The sequence below is a fragment of the Ruegeria sp. AB6 genome, from assembly GCF_056542685.1.
Genome location: NZ_JBQGAD010000001.1, coordinates 710,560 through 727,685, shown reverse-complemented (window position 1 = coordinate 727,685; position 17,126 = coordinate 710,560). Strand labels below are relative to the sequence as shown.

Genomic DNA, 17,126 nt, shown 5'->3' with positions numbered 1-17,126 from the left:
AGTGGCGCGTTAAATTGGTGATATTTGGCCGCATCGCGGCAGGTCGCGCAAAAGCGCCAAGTGAATTCAATGTGCGGGTGTTCTTCAGCGTCACGTTGATCTGCGACCCGGAGGGTGCTGTAGCTGGTCCGCGATTTTTAGCTTGCAGCCATTAGCTGCGCGACATCCAGCATCCGGGCGGAAAATCCCCATTCATTGTCGTACCAGCCGAATACGCGGATCTGGTGTTCTCCGATTTGACGCGTCTCGGGGCCAGCGATCACCAGAGACTCGGGGCGCGTGCGCAAATCCGATGAGACCAGAGGTTCATCCGTCCAGCCCAGAACCGGCGATTGTGCCACGACCTCTCGCAGCGCTGTTTCGAAAATTTCGGCCGACATACCGCGTTCCAGCGTCACGATCAGATCGACTGCTGACACGCTGGCCGTGGGAACCCGTACCGCCGCGCCCGAGATACGGCCCGCAAGATGGGGCAAAACCTCGTCGATCAGATGCATGGCGCTGGTGGTTGTCGGAACCATCGACAGCGCCCCCGCCCGCGACCGGGTCAGATCACCGCGGGGCGCGTCCACCATGGGCTGGCTGTTGGTATAACAGTGAATGGTGGTCATGTGCCCGGAAACGACGCCGCCGATCCCGTCCAGCACCTTGACCAGAGGCGCTAACCCGTTGGTCGTGCACGAGGCATTCGAAACGATGCGCGCAGACCCAAGCTGATCTTCGTTTGCTCCAAGAACAATCGTAACTTCGGTCGCAGGTGATGGGCCCGAGATCAAGACCTTGCCTGCACCTGCCACCAACCCTTGACCAGCCACATCCGAAGTTCGGGCAACGCCGGTGCAATCCATCAGCACATCCACGCCTGTCAGATCAACGCGCGACAGGTCGGGGCTGTGCGTCACGGGAATCCTGCGCCCGTCCACGACCAAATGGGCGGCGTCCTGTTCTACCTGTCCCGTATACGGACCAAAGGTGCTGTCATATTTGAACAGATAGGCACAGGTCTCCAGCGGTGCGATATCATTGATCAGCACCAGGTCGATACCATTGTCCTGCGGCATGGCCAGCAGCTGCCGCAGGATCGTGCGGCCAATGCGGCCGAATCCGTTGATCGCAAGTTTCATGCGCAAGCTATGGCAGCGCGTTGCGTTGACCTCAATGCCCGTTTTGTGCCGGGTTCAGTTACAGCTAACTTGGGAAAAGAACTGGCCCGAGATGTTCTGATACATGCTGGACACGATAGGTTTGCACCCGGTGGCCTGCTGGATCGCCGCAATGGCCTGTAGCGTGCGCAGTCGCGGCGGCGGGCCAAATGGATTGAGGTTATTGTTATCCCGCGTCGCACGATATACGATCGGACCATCCGAGACTTGGGTGATCGCCCAGGTACGGCTGAAGACCGAGACGGACTTGGTCTCTTCCTTGGCGACAACAGGGGTTGCGTTAAAAGCCGTCAAGCCGATGACAGCGGCCAGCGCCAACAGGGTTCCACGCAGTACCATTGAACAATCTCCAGTGCTAAAAAACTACGCGTATTTCATCAGATTCAACTCATCCTGTGAAGCCCTGCGCCAAAGAAACCGCTCGGAAACACACTGTTTTTACAGGGTTATGGGCATGCGACGCTACTTGTCCCAGAAGGTCGGGTATCAAAAACGTCCTGAAAAGCTGGAATGTGCGGCTTGCGGGCAGGGAGTGTGAGGGTGATGAGCGCGCAATTCTGGACCTGAGCCAAGCAGCGGCTTTGGAACTTGGGTCGTACCTATTGCGAAGGGTTCCGATGCCTTGGGACGGGGACGGCTGTGTTTGACTGATGGTCGCGGCGGGGGCTTGGACGCAAGGTCAGAGCCTGTATAGTGTTGATTGCAAATTCATTTCGAAAAAGAAGAGGCAGCCATGATGGCCCGGATTATTTCAGCTACGGTTTTGGCGGTGGCGTTGACCGCCGGCTCGTTGAGCTACGCGAAACCATTGTCGCGGATCATCGCAGAAATGGGGCTAAGCCCTGACGATTTCAAAGTCGTCAATGCGACGGCAGACGCGATGCTTGAATCCGGCACTCCGCAAGTAGGGGCCGAACAAAGCTGGAGCAATCCCGAAAGTGGGTCCAAAGGCACAATTCGGGTGCGAGGCGTGCGTGGTAATTGCGTGCAACTGCAACACTTTATCCAGCCCGACGGCACTGATCAAACGCGTGAGGTGGGCACACAGCGTTGCCGCAGCGCGGACGGCAAGTGGATTTTGACCCCTTGAACCGCCATCAATAGCCGCGTGTGCGGTCCACCTCATGAAGCAGGGGCGATCCTGCATTCAGCCGCCGGTAATTCTCGGCCACATCAGCCAATGCGTCGCCCAAATGCCAGCCGGAAACATGCGGGGTGATCGTGACACCGGAATGGGACCAGAGCGGGCTGTGCGACGGAAGCGGCTCGGTGCTTGTCACGTCCAGAACCGCGTGAGCCGGGCGGCCTACATCCAGCGCGTCAATCAGGGCCGCTTCGTCGATCAAGTCCCCGCGTCCAGCATTCAACAGCTGGCTACCCGGTTTCATAGTCCCCAGCATGTCGGCATCAAACAGGCCCTTGGTTTCAGGGGTCGAGGGCAAGATCGCGCAGACATGATCACATTGCCCCAGCAGTTCGGGTAGGGTATCGTCGCCGTGCAAACAGGTTACGCCGTCAATTTCCTTGGGCGAGCGGCTCCACCCCAGGATCTGAAAGCCGATTGCGCGCAGCATCAGGGCGCTGCGTGACCCGATATGACCCAGCCCCAGCACGCCGACCGTGGTATTGGGCGAATAGCCGGGCTCTTTTGGCAGCCATTCGGCTCGGGTCTGGGCGGCTTCGTAAAAAGGCATGTGGCGCTGGTGGCGTAGAACATAGGCCACGAACCACTCGGCAATGCCTTGCGCGGGCGCATCCGGTTTCAACCTTGCGACGCGGACGTGGTCTGGCAGATTTGGGTTGCCCACAATCGTTTCAACCCCTGCACCAAGCTTTTGCACCAGTTTAAGGTTGGGCAATTCTTTTAAGCGCGCGTCTCGCAGTCCAGCCACAGCCACCATGGTAATCTGATCCGCATCGCCGATCGTATCGGGCGTCCGCACATCCAGATCAGGGTCCACAGCTCGAATGTCACGGGCGATATCCGCATCACTCATCCAGCCGGTTAACCCGGTTTCGATCAACAGCGCCATTTTTGTCTCCACCTACTAATTTGATTGAGTTGACGTTTCGTCACCCAACTGGACATCATGTCGGCAGCTAAGTCATTCTCGGGCCGAAGGTAAAGCCCGTCTGCCGGGTGCAAGGAGGAAGCCCATGAACATGTCATTCACCCTGCGCGAGGAAAACCGCGCTCTGCTGCAACGGGTGGTCGAGATGATCCGTGACGAGGTGATGCCGCTGGAGGCAGAATATCAGGGCGAAATCGCCAAGGGCGACCGCTGGGAATATACCGAAAGACAGGCCGAGATTTTGGAAGGTCTGAAAGCCAAGGCCAAGGCGGCGGGGCTGTGGAACTTCTGGCTGACGGATAGCGAGAAGGGGATTGGGCTGACCACGGTTGAATATGCCTTTTTCGCTGAAGAGATGGGCAAGACCCCGTTGGGGGCCGAGGTGTTCAACTGCTCTGCGCCTGATACCGGCAACATGGAGGTGTTCGAACGCTACGGCTCGGAAAAGATGAAAGAGCAGTGGCTGAAGCCTCTGCTGGACGGCCAGATTCGCTCGGCTTATCTGATGACGGAACCAGATGTGGCCTCGTCGGATGCCACGAATGTGTCGATGTCCTGTGTTCGGGACGGGGACGACTATGTTCTGAACGGCGAAAAGTGGTGGTCGTCGGGGGCGGGTGATCCGCGCTGCAAGGTCTATATCGTGATGGTTAAGACCGCAGGCGAGGAACAGCCCAAGCACCAGCGTCAATCGATGATCGTCGTGCCTGCCGACACGCCGGGGATCGAGGTTCTGCGCCCGATGGAAGTTTATGGCCATGACGATGCGCCCCATGGGCATATGCATATCCGGTTCACCAATGTGCGCGTTCCTGCAGAAAACATCCTGCTGGGCGAAGGGCGGGGATTCGAAATCGCGCAGGGCCGTCTGGGGCCGGGACGTATCCACCACTGCATGCGCGCCATCGGTCAGGCAGAAAGCGCGCTGGAACAGATGTGCAAAAGGTCGCTTCAGCGCGAGGCATTTGGCAAGAAACTGGCGCAGCTTGGGGCGAATTTCGATATCATCGCCGAATGCCGGATGGAGATCGAGATGGCCCGCCTGCTGTGCCTCAAGGCCGCGTGGTACATGGATCAGGGCGATGCGCGGGCCGCTGCGCCGTGGATCAGCCAGATCAAGGTCGTGGCCCCTCGGGTCGCGTTGAAGGTGATTGACGAGGCGGTCCAGATGTTTGGTGCGCAAGGGATCAGTCAGGATACGCCGTTGGCCACGGCCTGGACCCACGTGCGCACGCTGCGTCTGGCCGATGGGCCGGATGCAGTGCACCGCCGTCAGGTCGCGCGGGCCGAGTTGAAGAAACACACGCAGGAAAAGGTGTAAGCATCGGTATGCAGGCAGAGCTCGACGGGAGCCAACCCGCCTATTTCCAAATCAGCCCGGATGGCGCATTTGTGGGCAATGACGCGGCTCGGGGACCTTGGTCCGCCGATCATTGCCATGCGGGTCCCGTCAGCGGCCTGATCGTGCGTGCAGCCGAAACCGAGGTCGGGCCCGAGAAGATGCTGACCCGGCTGACAGTGGATTTGTTGCGCCCGCTACCGCTGGCCGGACTGCGTGTCGCCGCCGAAACGACCCGCCACACCAAGACATTGGCGACCACTCGAGTGACGGTGCATGACCTTGACGACACGCTTTGCGCGACGGCCACGACCATGCATCTGGTGCGCCGTGACCTTGGTCCCGTTGCGAATGTGACCATGCCGCCGCCGCAGTTGGATGACGCAGTGACCGGGCCGTTTCCGATTGGAGAGACCCGCCACAACCTGCCCGGTTTCGCCAATCACTCCGATATCCTCTACCCCAAAGGCGGCAATCAGGGCCCGGGGCCCAAAACCATCTGGATGCGGACGCCGCCGCTGTTGGCGGACGAAGTGCAATCTCCTATCCAGGCGCTCTGTCCGCTGGCCGATTGCGGCAACGGAATTTCGTGGAACGCGCCGACAACCGAGATGGGCTTCATGAACACTGACCTGACGGTTCAAATCCACCGCGAACCGGTCTCGGACTGGCTGGCGTCAGAGTCGGTCTGCCATTGGCAGCCATCGGGTATCGGCATGTCGCAGTCGGTTTTGTTCGACACCCAAGGCCCCGTGGGCACGGCCCTGCAAACACTGGTTCTGTTTCCTCCGGCCTGAAGGTGGGCCGGTTTCTGCGCGTTGGCTTGAATGTGCATTGTCGCGGCGGGGACAAGGCCCTATCTTTGGATCATGCGTTTGTTGATCTCCTTGTTGACCTGTTGCCTGCCGATCCCGGCATTGGCCCACCCTCATGTTTTCATCGACACGGGGCTGGAGTTTATCGTGGATGACGCGGGCAACCTGACCCATGTGCGCGTCACTTGGGCCTATGATGAGCTGTATTCCCTGTTCGAGCTTGAAGACAGAAAGCTGGATCAAGATGGTGATGGTCTGCTGAGCGAAAGCGAGCAGGCGTTTCTGGCCGGGTTCGACGCCCAATGGCTGGAAGGCTACAACGGTGATCTGGTTCTTTGGTCCGAGGGGCGCATCGTACCTTTGTCGGGTCCGGCAGAGCCCACGGCCACCACCGAAAACGGCCGCATCGTCTCGACCCACCTGAGGGCGGTTGAGGGCGCACCAGTGGCGGCATCTGCGCTTTCTGCCAAGGCGTTCGACGAGACCTACTACACCGCCTACGAAGTGACGCGCCCTGTGACGGTCACGGGAAATATATCGTGCAATATCGAAAAGATTGTTCCCGACATTGACGGCCAGCTTGCGCAGATGCGGGCGTTCCTTCTGACATTGGATGCTGATTATGATCTTGAGGAAAACGATATCCCGCTGGTGGGCGAAGACTTTGCGACTGAGATCCGCGTTTCATGTCCAAGTACCTGATTGTCCCTGTCGCCTTGGCTTTGGGCCTGCTGCTGTGGTTCTGGGGCAGCGGAGGGTTTGACAACCTTGCCGCTTGGGCTGCTGGGGAACAGCGGGAATTTCAGAACCAGATCGCCCGATCCCTGCGCGCTGCGCGGGCAGAACAACCTCAGGCCGTAGCCACTCTGTTGACCGTATGTTTCGCCTATGGGTTTTTTCACGCCATCGGTCCCGGTCACGGCAAGGTGCTGATCGGAGGCTATGGGCTGGGCCGTAACATCGCCTTTTGGCGTTTGTCCGCGATCAGCGTGCTGTCCAGTCTGGGCCAGGCCGTCACGGCTGTTGTGCTGGTTTATGCGGGTGTTCTGGTGTTCCAGATGTCGCGGGACAGTCTGGTTGGCACGACCGAGCAGGTCATGGCCCCGGTCAGCTACGGCGCCATCGCTGCAATCGGTCTGTGGCTGGTGTTCCGGGGCCTGCGTAGTTTCGCCCGCCGAAACCGGGCCGAGAAATCTCACGCGCATCATCACCACGATCATCATCACCATGATCATGAGGTCTGTTCCGATTGCGGCCACCGCCACGGCCCCACCGCTGAAGAAGTGGCGCAGATCGGCAATTGGAAAGAGGCGGCATTGCTAATCGCAGGCATCGCGGCGCGCCCCTGTACCGGCGCTTTGTTCGTACTGATCCTGACGTGGCAGATGGGCATCGCCATGGTGGGTATTGCCGGTGCGTTCGCCATGGCACTGGGCACGGCGACAGTGACAACTCTGGTCGGTTGGACTTCGTTTGGCTTGCGTGGCGGGTTGTTGGCCTCAGCCTCTGCCACCCGTTTCGCGCAGGTGCTGGCCCCCACGATTGAACTGGTGGCAGGGTTGTTGATTGCCGTTATTGCTAGCGGGCTGCTGCTGCGTGCGATCTAGTTGAAGATGGGTTCGGGATAGCCGACCCGCGCCAGATACAGCCCCTGCGGCGGGCATACGGGCCCGCAGGCGGCGCGGTCTTGTGCCTCTAACGCGTCCCGCACATCTTCGGGTGACCAAGCACCGGCGCCCACCCGTTCCAGCGTGCCGACGAAACTGCGGACCTGATTGTGCAGGAAAGACCGCGCGCGGACGTGAAAGTGAATCTCGGGACCAGAGAAACCCTGCACCTGTTCAACCCGCAGCTCATCCAGCGTTTTCACCGGGCTGGCGGCCTGACAAATGGACGACCGGAAGGTGGTGAAATCATGCCGCCCGATCAGCATATCTGCCCCGGCCTGCATCGCCGCCACGTCCAGTTGGTGATTGATCTGCCAAACTTGCCCCGCGTCATGGGTCGCGGGCGCGCGGCGCATCAGGATACGGAACAGATACTGCCGCTCGACCGCTGAGAACCGGGCATGCCAATCGTCCTCGACCCGCGCGGCTTGCACAATCGCAACAGGGTCGGGCTTGAGGTGATAGTTCAGCGCCTCGGACAGGCGAAACGGGTCCCAATCCTTGACCAGATCGCAATGGGCGACCTGTCCCAGCGCGTGAACGCCCGCATCAGTACGACCAGCGGCGGCAATGGTATGCGCGCCGGGTTGAATGCGCGACAAGGCCTGCTCGATCGCCCCCTGAACCGAGGGTTGATCCTTTTGCCGCTGCCATCCGGCAAACGGTTCTCCAAGGTATTCGACTTTCAGCGCGTATCTGGGCATGTGCTGCTGGTAGCGCGCGGTGACGAGACGGGCAAGGGCAGGAAAGCGCTGGTATGTCGCGCACCGGCTACCTATCTTGGGAAAAACGATAAAAGCGGGACGACAATTTGGTCATTTCATCGCTGGCAGACAGTCTTGTGCGCGGATTTGAAACCGTGGGCGACAGCGTGTCCGAGGCATTGTTCGAACCGGTGATCCGTCTGGGTGTGACCGGCTTGGCACGGTCGGGTAAGACGGTGTTCATCACGTCACTTGTGGCCAACCTGCTGGACCGGGGCCGGATGCCCGGCTTAGTGGCGCAGCAAGAGGGGCGGATCAATGCAGCCTATCTGCAACCCCAGCCCGACGACACGGTGCCGCGGTTCGATTATGAAAACCATTTGGCAGCCCTGACCGGCCCAAAGCCGCATTGGCCGGACAGCACGCGGGCGGTTTCTGAACTGCGCCTGTCCTTCAAGGCCCGGCCTGCGGGGTTGCTGTCCGGCCTGCAAGGCCCGCGTAAGGTTCATCTGGACATCGTGGACTACCCCGGCGAATGGCTTTTGGACCTGGCTTTGCTGGACAAGTCCTTTGCCACTTGGTCGTCCGAGACACTGGACCGTATCGCCAACCGCGCCGAGGCAGCAGGCTACCTTGCGCAGGCCAAAGCCGCCGACCCAGAGGCCGAGCATGATGAGCCGCAGGCGCAGGCCCTGGCGAAGGCGTTTTCCGATTATCTCAACACCGCGCGCGATGCCGGTTACTATGATTGCACGCCCGGGCGGTTTTTGCTGCCGGGGGATTTGGCGGGGTCTCCGGTTTTGACCTTCGCGCCGCTACCTGTCGAAGGGAGTGGTGCAAGACGCAGCCTGCACCGCGAAATGGCCCGTCGGTTCGAGGCGTATAAATCGCAAGTGGTCAAACCCTTCTTCCACGATCACTTTTCGCGCATTGACCGGCAAGTGGTATTGGTGGATGCGCTGGGCGCGATTCACAAAGGGCCGCAGGCAGTTGAGGATATGCGCCGCGCGATGGGCGATATCCTGTCGGCGTTCCGGCCGGGGCGGAACGCGTGGCTCAGCCAGTTGCTGCTGGGAAAGCGTGTGGAACGCATCCTGTTTGCCGCCACCAAGGCGGATCATCTGCACCACCACCAACACGTCCGCCTAACCCACATCATGGAGGCGCTGACCCGCGACGCCCGCGACCGCGCCAGCTTTGCCGGGGCGGAAACGGCGGCATTGTCGCTGGCCTCGCTCCGCGCCACGACCGAGGAAATCCGCACACATGATGGGGTGGACTTGCCCTGCGTGCGCGGCACTTTACTGGACGGGAAGCAAGCCGCTTTCTATCCCGGCGAGTTGCCCGACGACCCCGCGCATCTGTTGGGGCCTGCGCGCAACGGGGCTGAAAGCTGGCTGGGCGAAGACTATGGGTTCATGGCCTTTGCGCCCGCGCAGTTGACCCTGCGCCCCGGTGACGGCCCTCCGCATATCCGGCTGGACCGCGCGGCCCAGTTCCTGGTCGGAGACCGGCTATGACTGTAGTCCTGCGCCCCGCCCGAAGCACCGATGCCGGAGCCACCGGAGAAATCCTGCACAGATTCGCCCGCGAGCATGACTGGATGCCCGAGCTGCATTCCCGCGCGGAAACCATCGCCTTTTGCGGCCGGATGATAGATCAGGATTGGGTCACCGTCGCGGAATCCGACGATGGTGTAATCGGGTTTCTGGCCCTGAACGGGGTCGAGGTACACTCACTATATCTAAGTGCCCCGGCACGTGGGCAGGGGATCGGACAGCGCTTGCTGGATCACGCCAAAGCCGAACGCTCACACCTGTCGCTGTTCGCCTTTCAGGCCAATCGTGGCGCGCGCCGGTTCTACGAACGCAACGGGTTTGCCGAGGTTGCCCGCAGCGATGGTTCTGACAACGACGAAAACCTGCCCGACATCAAATATGTCTGGCATCGAGAGGAACACGCAGATGGCTAAAGGTCCGGTCCTGATTGATCTGGAGGCCGAGGCCCCCGGTGCGGACGTGGCGCAGGCACCGCCGGTTCCGGATGTCGCCGCTCCGCAGGGGCAGGCGATGCAGACCGCTGCGCGGTTGGCAGCGCGAAAACCTTCGGCCTTGTCGCGTTGGTTCTGGGGGCTGGCGGCGGCCGTGATAGGGGCTGTAGTCTCGGTCGCGGCTTGGGATTTCGTGGCGTCTCTGTTGCTGCGCGCGCCGGTTCTGGGCTGGGTCGTAACGGGCCTGATCGGCGCGTTGCTGGTGGTCGGGCTGATCATCGCCCTGCGCGAGCTGGCTGCGATTGGGCGTCTGTCGCGGGTGGACGGGATGCGCCGCGCCGCCGATGCCGCGCTGGCCGAGGGTGATCTGGGGCAGGCACGGGCAGTCACGAACCGGCTGATTGCCTTCTACAAGGGGCGCGACGACACCAAATGGGGCCGCGATCGCCTGTCCGAACGCATGGGCGAGCAGTTTGATGCCTCCGGCCTGCTGACCCTGACAGAAGACGAACTGCTGGCCCCACTGGACGAAGCCGCCAGCCGCGAGGTTGAGGTCGCCGCCCGTCAGGTGGCCACGGTGACGGCGCTGGTTCCGCTGGCGCTGGCAGATGTGGTGACGGCACTGGCGGCGTCCCTGAGGATGATCCGGCGAATTGCCGAAATCTACGGGGGCCGCGCCGGATTTCTGGGCAGCTGGCGTTTGACTCGCGCCGTGTTCGTGCATCTGGTGGCGACGGGCGCGGTGGCTGTGGGCGATGACCTGCTGGAACCGGTTCTGGGCGGCTCGGTCCTAAGCAAACTGTCCCGCCGGTTCGGCGAAGGTCTGGTCAACGGCGCGCTCAGCGCGCGCGTCGGCGTGGCCGCGATGGAGGTCTGCCGCCCGCTGCCATTCTCTGACCGTCACAGGCCCTCGACCCGGCGGATCATCAAACGGGCGTTGGCGGGATTGTTTTCCAAGACTTGACCTGACGCAAAGACCTCTGCCCTGCTGGTTGCCATACCAAAGGTGGAGCCAGCCATGACCGAGCACGGACACAGCCAGCAGGAAATTGCAGCCCGGATCAACGCGCCCCCCGGTCGGGGCGTGTTGCGCGATGTCGTCTATGGCGGCATCGACGGATCGGTGACCACTTTTGCGATTGTCGCTGGCGTCGCGGGGGCAGGGCTGTCGCCGTTCATCATCGTGGCCTTGGGGCTGGCCAATGTGCTGGCTGATGGGTTTTCCATGGCGGCAGGCAACTACTCGGGTACCAAAGCCGAGTTGGACAATATCCGCCGCATCCGCGCAATCGAAGAGCGCCACATCCACCTTTACCCGGATGGTGAGCGCGATGAAGTCCGGGAAATCCTTTCGCAGAAGGGCCTTTCGGGGCGCGTTCTGGATGAGGCAACCGATGCCATCACCGCCAATCACGACAACTGGATCAACCTGATGATCGAGGGTGAATATGGTCTGGGCAGTGTGGACCCGCACCCGATGAAGGCCGCGATGGCGACGTTTCTGGCCTTTCTGGTTGCGGGCATGATCCCGCTCTTGCCGTTTCTGGCCGGGGTCGAGCGCGCCTTTGCGCTCTCAGCTTGGATGACGATGGGGGTCTTTTTTGCCATCGGCGCGCTCAAAAGCCGCTGGTCGCTAGCCCCGTGGTGGCGGTCGGGTGGTGAGACCTTGTTGATTGGGGGCGCTGCGGCATCAATCGCCTATCTGGTTGGATCGCTGTTTCATCCCTGACGACTAGAATTGTCGCAGGCGGCACAGTCCCCATGGCGGATATACCTCAGATGGCTAGGGTGAAGGCATCAACGTGGTGGCGAGGTGTGCTCTGACACTCACTGGGAAAAATATCCTTGTTCTAGGCGCTTACGGCTTCATAGGCGCGGCGGTGGTCCGCGCCTTGCGATGCCGGGGCGCGCAGGTCACGGGGCTTGTTCGTAAGCCTGTGCAAGGCGCGTTGCTACTGGACGGAATTAAGTTGGTTCAGGGCGATTTGCGCCGCTTTACGCACCCGCAGGATTGGGAGGCCGCACTCACTGGCATCGACTGCGTTGTGAACTGCGCAGGCGCGTTGCAGGACGGCCCCTCGGATGATCTTGCGGCGGTGCATCATCACGCCATTGCAGCGCTGGGTCAGGCCTGTGCAAAACAAAGTGTTTCGGTCGTACAAATATCAGCCATCGGGGCGACGCCCAATGCGGACACCGAGTTCATGCGCACGAAGGCCGCTGGTGATGCGGTCCTTGAAAGCAGCGGTGCGGACCTGTGGATTTTGCGCCCCGGGCTGGTTATCGGGCAATCAGATTTCGGTGGAACGGCCCTACTGCGGATGCTGGCAGCGGTTCCGCTGGTACAGCCGATTGCCTATCCAGCGACACCGGTCCAGTGCGTTGGGATGGAGGATTTGTGCCATGCCGTGGTTACCTGCTGCGCCGACGAAATACCGCAAGGCGCCTACGATCTGGTTGAGGATCAAGCCCAATCGTTGGGGGATGTCCTGGCCACCACGCGCCGTTGGCTGGGTTTCCCAGCGGCCCGTTTTCGGCTTGTCATGCCTCCGGTCTTGACCAAGGCAGTTGCACGGTGTGCTGACGCGCTGGGCTATCTTGGGTGGTGCTCGCCCCTGCGCAGCACGGCGATGACGGTCATGGCTTCGGGTGTTGTGGGTGATCCCGCGCCCTATCGCGCAGCAACGGGTCGCTCGCTCAGGCCGCTGCCCGAAATTTATGGGTCAATGACCAGCGCGCGTGAACACAGGCTGACCGCGCGCATGTCCCTGCTGGCCCCGCTCGTCATAGCTGTACTGAGTCTCTTCTGGGTCCTGTCCGGCATTTTCGGATTGGTCGGACTGCCCGAGGCTGCCGGTGTTCTGACCGAGGCCGGATGGACCGATGCCGCTGCCGTCAGTTCTGTCGTGTTCTGGTCTTTCGTCGATATCGCTTTGGGACTGGCCGTTCTATATCGTCCTTGGACCGCGCGCGTGTGCCTGGCGCAAGTTGGGGTGGCAGCGTTCTATGTGCTGGCGGCAACGGTCGTGACACCAGGCCTGTGGCTGGACCCGTTGGGCCCACTCGTCAAAGTGCTGCCTGCAATGCTGCTGTCGCTGGTTGCCTGGCCTATGGTGCAAAGCCGATGATGGATCCAGACCTGATCCTGCGATGGCTGCACGTCATCGGTGCAAGCGTTCTGCTGGGCACCGGAGCCGGGATCGCGTTTTTCATGCTGATGGCGCATCGGTCCGGCGACGCGCGGTTTGTTGCGCAAACTGCCCGTGTGGTCATTCTGGCTGACCTGCTGTTCACGACGACCGCCGTAATCGTCCAACCCGTGACCGGGACCCTGCTGGCTTGGCGGCTGGGTTGGTCCCTTGCCGACGGGTGGATCATGCTGTCGCTGGTGCTTTACGTCGTGGCGGGCGTGTTCTGGCTGCCCGTGGTGTGGATACAGGTCCGCCTGCGGGATCTGGCACAGACGGCTGCTGCACAGGGTGCACCGTTGCCTGATAGCTATCACCGCTTGTTCCGCATCTGGTTTCTATGCGGCATCCCGGCCTTTCTTTCGGTGCTGAGCATCCTCTGGTTGATGATCGCGCGCCCCGCGATCGAGCTGTTTTGAACCGCACCATTCACCGCAGGGGGCGGAAGCTCTGGACCATCCGCCAAGGGCGCCTTATAAGCGCGGCCATGTATGACCGGATGGCCATCATTATTCGAATTATATCCCCGGCGCTCTGACATCCTGAGACGCCGGGCAAAGGTGTTTGAGACTTCGCACCGACCGCTTCGATCCATACGACGACCAGATCATTCAAAGGACGCCCCCAATGTGCGCCGACACGATCCAGACACCTGACTACAAAGACACGCTGAACCTACCCAAAACCGATTTCCCCATGCGCGCTGGCCTGCCCAAGCGCGAACCTGCATGGCTGGAGCGTTGGGAAACCATCGGCGTCTATGACCGCCTGCGTGAGAAAAAGGGTCGGACGCCCTTTACCCTGCACGATGGCCCCCCCTATGCGAACGGCCACCTGCATATCGGACACGCGTTGAACAAGACCATCAAGGACATGATCGTGCGCTCGCACCAAATGATGGGCCATGACGCGCGCTATGTGCCGGGTTGGGACTGCCACGGCCTGCCGATCGAATGGAAGATCGAAGAGCAGTACCGCAAGAAGGGCAAGAACAAGGACGAGGTGAACGTCGTCGATTTTCGTCAGGAATGCCGCAAGTTCGCCGAGGGCTGGATCGATATCCAGCGCGACGAGTTCAAGCGCCTTGGCATCACCGGCAACTGGGCCGATCCCTATATCACCATGGACTACCACGCCGAGGCCGTGATCGCCGATGAGTTCATGAAGTTCCTGATGAACGGCACGCTCTATCAGGGGTCCAAACCCGTGATGTGGTCGCCGGTCGAAAAGACCGCTCTGGCCGAGGCTGAGGTCGAGTATCACGACAAGGAAAGCTTCACCATCTGGGTGAAGTTCAAAGTCGTGAATGCAGGCGATCTGGATGATGCGTTTGTGGTGATCTGGACGACGACCCCTTGGACGATGCCGTCGAACAAGGCGGTCGTTTACGGCAAGGACATCGCGTATGGCCTTTACGAAGTCACTGGCGCGCCGGATGAATGCTGGGCCAAAGTAGGTGACAAATTCCTGCTGGCCGACAATCTGGCGGCGGATGTTCTGGGCCGTGCCCGTTTGAACGACGATCAGTGGACCCGCGTCCGCGACGTAACCACGGATGAGCTGGCAGGCGTGCAACTGACCCACCCGCTGGCCGGGGCCGAGGGCGGCAATGGCAAATGGGATGACATCCGCGATTTCCGCGCCGCTGAATTTGTGACCGATACCGAAGGGACCGGTTTCGTTCACTGTGCGCCGTCGCACGGGATGGAGGAATTCGAACTCTACCGTGATCTGGGGATGCTGGAACAGGTCATCACCTATAACGTGATGGACGATGGCTCTTTCCGTGCTGACTTGCCGTTCTTTGGCGGCAAATACATCCTGTCCCGCAAAGGCGGTGAGGGTGACGCCAACAAGGCCGTGATCGACAAGCTCGCCGAGGTCGGCGGGCTGCTGGCGCGCGGCAAGATCAAGCACAGCTATCCGCATTCGTGGCGCTCGAAGGCTCCGATCATCTATCGCAACACGCCGCAGTGGTTTGCATCCGTGGACCGCAAGCTGGACGATGGCATGGGAGAGATGGGGGACACCATCCGTGAACGCGCCCTGCGCTCGATTGATGAACTGGTGAAATGGACCCCGCAGACGGGCCGTAATCGCCTGTATTCCATGATCGAAGCGCGCCCGGACTGGGTTCTGTCCCGCCAGCGCGCGTGGGGCGTTCCGCTGACCTGTTTCACCAAGAAGGGCGCCTTGCCCACCGACGCGGATTACCTGCTGCGTAACGAAGAGCTCAACGCGCGCATCAAGGCGGCGTTCGAGAAAGACGGCGCGGATATCTGGTACACCGACGGTTTCAAAGAGAAGATCCTCGATGGCATCGCGAACCCGGGCGAGTACGATCAGGTCTTTGACGTTCTGGACGTGTGGTTCGACTCAGGCTCGACCCACGCCTTCGTTCTGCGCGACCGCGAGGACGGGACCGAGGATGGTATCGCCGACGTCTACATGGAAGGCACCGACCAGCACCGTGGGTGGTTCCACTCGTCGATGCTGCAGGCCTGCGGCACCAAGGGGCGTGCGCCCTATCGGAACGTGGTGACCCATGGCTTTACGCTGGATGCCAAGGGCAACAAGATGTCCAAATCGCTGGGCAACACTATCGTGCCCGAAGAGGTCATCAAGCAATACGGGGCTGATATCCTGCGTCTTTGGGTGGCTCAGACCGACTATACCGCCGACCAGCGGATCGGGCCTGAGATCTTGAAAGGCACCGCCGACAGCTATCGTCGCCTGCGGAACACTATGCGCTTCATGCTGGGGTCCTTGGCGGACTTCACCGTGGCAGATCGTGTTGCGCCCGAGGACATGCCGCGTCTCGAACGCTGGGTTCTGAGCCGTCTGGCCGATCTGGATGAACAGGTGCGCAAGGGCTATGCGGCGTTCGATTTCCAGGGCGTGTTCAGCGCTGTGTTCACCTTTGCGACGGTAGATCTGTCCTCGTTCTATTTCGACGTGCGCAAGGATGCGCTGTATTGCGACGGAGACAATCTACGTCGCCGCGCAGCCCGCACCGTGCTGGATATCCTGTTCCACCGTCTGACCACGTGGCTGGCGCCGGTTCTGGTCTTTACCATGGAAGAGGTCTGGCTGGAGCGGTTTGGCGGTGATGACAGCTCGGTTCATCTGGTGGATTTCCCGGACACGCCAGCCGATTGGCGCGATGCGGAACTGGAAACAAGCATGGCCAAGGTGCGCCGCGTGCGTCGTGCGGTGACGGCTGCGCTGGAGGTTCAGCGTCAGGACAAAGTCATCGGCTCCAGTCTTGAGGCCGCGCCGATCGTCTATGTTGAGGACCAGGAAACCCGTGATCTGCTGGCTACTTTCGATGTGGACGATATGTGCATCACCTCGGGGTTGACTGTTACGGGTGATCCGGCCCCGGCCGAGGCTTTCCGCGTGCCCGAGATTGAGGGCGTTGCGGTGGTGTTCGAAAAGGCCGAGGGCGAGAAGTGTCAGCGGTGCTGGAAAATCCTGCCGGATGTCGGGCGTCATGCCCATACGGGTGTCTGCGGGCGCTGTGACGAGGCGTTGGCGTAACGTCTCTGGATTTGGAGTTCTGCGAGGCGCTGCCTCGCGCTCCGAGGTATTTTTGAACAGAAGAAGATTGGGGCGCAGCCTGTTGGGGGTTGCGCCTTTTCTCAATTCGCGGTCAGGTTCTGGCTATGCCGATGATTGCTGTCGATACGCGATTTGGACGTCTGGGGATTGAAGAGACGGGTGGTGCGATTACCCGTTTGGTCTGGGATGGACGCAATGAAGGTGAGGCGTCAGCCTTGTTGCGTGAGGCGGCAGCGCAGATGGCGGCCTATGATCAGGCGCGGTTGGAGCGGTTTGATCTGCCTTATCGTGTGGCCGGTTCTGACTTTCAGCGGCAGGTATGTGATCTGATGTATGCGATTCCACTGGGCGAGACTGTGACCTATGGGGATATTGCCAAACAGCTTGGACGCCCGGCGCAACCTGTGGGGCAGGCCTGTGGGGCGAACCCGATCCCGGTCATTATTCCGTGCCATCGGGTGTTGGGGGCAAATGGATTGGGTGGGTTTTCCGGTGACGGCGGCGTGGAGACCAAGGTGGCCTTGTTGCGGCACGAGGGCGCGGCAGGGTTGCTGATCTGAGAGTGGAAAGCTATTGCAATCCATCCGCTTGCGTCCCAACTTGTATCACATAGAGAATTCGAAGGAT

17 protein-coding genes are annotated in these 17,126 nt (G+C 60.9%); 13 read left to right on the top strand and 4 right to left on the bottom strand.

What is annotated here, in order from left to right; genetic code table 11:
• Positions 1 to 137: 137 nt before the first annotated feature.
• Positions 138 to 1,124, bottom strand: a complete 987-nt coding sequence (locus ACR0DB_RS03650; RefSeq protein WP_480548939.1) for a type I glyceraldehyde-3-phosphate dehydrogenase — start codon at positions 1,122 to 1,124, stop codon at positions 138 to 140.
• Between the two features lie 54 nt (positions 1,125 to 1,178).
• Positions 1,179 to 1,502: a hypothetical protein gene (locus tag ACR0DB_RS03645; protein WP_480548937.1), complete on the bottom strand. Its 324-nt coding sequence runs from the start codon at positions 1,500 to 1,502 to the stop codon at positions 1,179 to 1,181.
• A 394-nt stretch (positions 1,503 to 1,896) separates the two neighbouring features.
• Here ACR0DB_RS03645 and ACR0DB_RS03640 point away from each other — a divergent pair, with 394 nt between their 5' ends.
• Positions 1,897 to 2,253 (top strand): hypothetical protein, encoded by a 357-nt coding sequence (locus ACR0DB_RS03640; protein ID WP_237215611.1) that lies wholly within the window; start codon positions 1,897 to 1,899, stop codon positions 2,251 to 2,253.
• A 7-nt stretch (positions 2,254 to 2,260) separates the two neighbouring features.
• Here ACR0DB_RS03640 and ACR0DB_RS03635 read toward each other — a convergent pair whose 3' ends face one another.
• Positions 2,261 to 3,196: a 2-hydroxyacid dehydrogenase gene (locus ACR0DB_RS03635; protein WP_480548935.1), complete on the bottom strand. Its 936-nt coding sequence runs from the start codon at positions 3,194 to 3,196 to the stop codon at positions 2,261 to 2,263.
• A gap of 124 nt (positions 3,197 to 3,320) precedes the next feature.
• Between ACR0DB_RS03635 and ACR0DB_RS03630 the strand changes: the two genes are divergently transcribed.
• From ACR0DB_RS03630 to ACR0DB_RS03615, 4 genes are all read left to right on the top strand, one after another.
• On the top strand, positions 3,321 to 4,556 hold the full coding sequence (locus ACR0DB_RS03630) for an acyl-CoA dehydrogenase family protein (protein WP_480548933.1): 1,236 nt from the start codon (positions 3,321 to 3,323) through the stop codon (positions 4,554 to 4,556).
• Between the two features lie 8 nt (positions 4,557 to 4,564).
• Entirely contained in the window at positions 4,565 to 5,371 is an 807-nt protein-coding gene (locus ACR0DB_RS03625) for a thioesterase family protein (RefSeq protein ID WP_480548931.1), read from the top strand.
• A 72-nt stretch (positions 5,372 to 5,443) separates the two neighbouring features.
• Positions 5,444 to 6,091 carry a DUF1007 family protein gene (locus tag ACR0DB_RS03620; RefSeq protein ID WP_170790368.1) on the top strand — a complete coding sequence of 216 codons (648 nt, stop codon included), beginning with the start codon at positions 5,444 to 5,446 and terminating at the stop codon, positions 6,089 to 6,091.
• On the top strand, positions 6,076 to 6,996 hold the full coding sequence (locus ACR0DB_RS03615; RefSeq protein ID WP_480548929.1) for a nickel/cobalt transporter: 921 nt from the start codon (positions 6,076 to 6,078) through the stop codon (positions 6,994 to 6,996). The genes ACR0DB_RS03620 and ACR0DB_RS03615 overlap by 16 nt, the downstream gene beginning before the upstream one ends.
• Here the strand turns inward: ACR0DB_RS03615 and truA are convergent.
• On the bottom strand, positions 6,993 to 7,760 hold the full coding sequence (gene truA / locus ACR0DB_RS03610; RefSeq protein ID WP_170790370.1) for a tRNA pseudouridine(38-40) synthase TruA: 768 nt from the start codon (positions 7,758 to 7,760) through the stop codon (positions 6,993 to 6,995). The genes ACR0DB_RS03615 and truA overlap by 4 nt on opposite strands.
• A gap of 107 nt (positions 7,761 to 7,867) precedes the next feature.
• On the opposite strand from truA, the gene ACR0DB_RS03605 reads away from it, so the two are divergent.
• The 8 genes from ACR0DB_RS03605 (at position 7,868) to ACR0DB_RS03570 (ending at position 17,059) form a co-directional block, all read left to right on the top strand.
• Positions 7,868 to 9,280 (top strand): YcjX family GTP-binding protein, encoded by a 1,413-nt coding sequence (locus ACR0DB_RS03605; RefSeq protein WP_480548927.1) that lies wholly within the window; start codon positions 7,868 to 7,870, stop codon positions 9,278 to 9,280.
• Positions 9,277 to 9,732 carry an N-acetyltransferase family protein gene (locus ACR0DB_RS03600; protein WP_480548925.1) on the top strand — a complete coding sequence of 152 codons (456 nt, stop codon included), beginning with the start codon at positions 9,277 to 9,279 and terminating at the stop codon, positions 9,730 to 9,732. The genes ACR0DB_RS03605 and ACR0DB_RS03600 overlap by 4 nt, the downstream gene beginning before the upstream one ends.
• Positions 9,725 to 10,714 carry a YcjF family protein gene (locus ACR0DB_RS03595; RefSeq protein ID WP_480548923.1) on the top strand — a complete coding sequence of 330 codons (990 nt, stop codon included), beginning with the start codon at positions 9,725 to 9,727 and terminating at the stop codon, positions 10,712 to 10,714. Before ACR0DB_RS03600 ends, ACR0DB_RS03595 begins: the two co-directional genes overlap by 8 nt.
• 54 nt (positions 10,715 to 10,768) lie before the next feature.
• Positions 10,769 to 11,479, top strand: a complete 711-nt coding sequence (locus ACR0DB_RS03590; protein WP_170790373.1) for a VIT1/CCC1 transporter family protein — start codon at positions 10,769 to 10,771, stop codon at positions 11,477 to 11,479.
• Positions 11,480 to 11,552: 73 nt separating this feature from the next.
• The gene (locus ACR0DB_RS03585; RefSeq protein ID WP_480548921.1) at positions 11,553 to 12,878 is read left to right on the top strand and encodes an SDR family oxidoreductase; all 1,326 of its coding nucleotides are present in this window, start codon (positions 11,553 to 11,555) and stop codon (positions 12,876 to 12,878) included.
• On the top strand, positions 12,878 to 13,357 hold the full coding sequence (locus ACR0DB_RS03580; RefSeq protein ID WP_480549103.1) for a DUF2269 family protein: 480 nt from the start codon (positions 12,878 to 12,880) through the stop codon (positions 13,355 to 13,357). Before ACR0DB_RS03585 ends, ACR0DB_RS03580 begins: the two co-directional genes overlap by 1 nt.
• Before the next feature lie 208 nt (positions 13,358 to 13,565).
• A complete protein-coding gene (gene ileS, locus ACR0DB_RS03575) occupies positions 13,566 to 16,478 on the top strand; it encodes an isoleucine--tRNA ligase (protein WP_480548919.1) in 2,913 nt (970 codons plus the stop codon).
• A gap of 125 nt (positions 16,479 to 16,603) precedes the next feature.
• Positions 16,604 to 17,059, top strand: coding sequence for a methylated-DNA--[protein]-cysteine S-methyltransferase (locus ACR0DB_RS03570; RefSeq protein WP_170790375.1), 456 nt, complete (start codon positions 16,604 to 16,606; stop codon positions 17,057 to 17,059).
• Positions 17,060 to 17,126 lie beyond the last annotated feature (67 nt).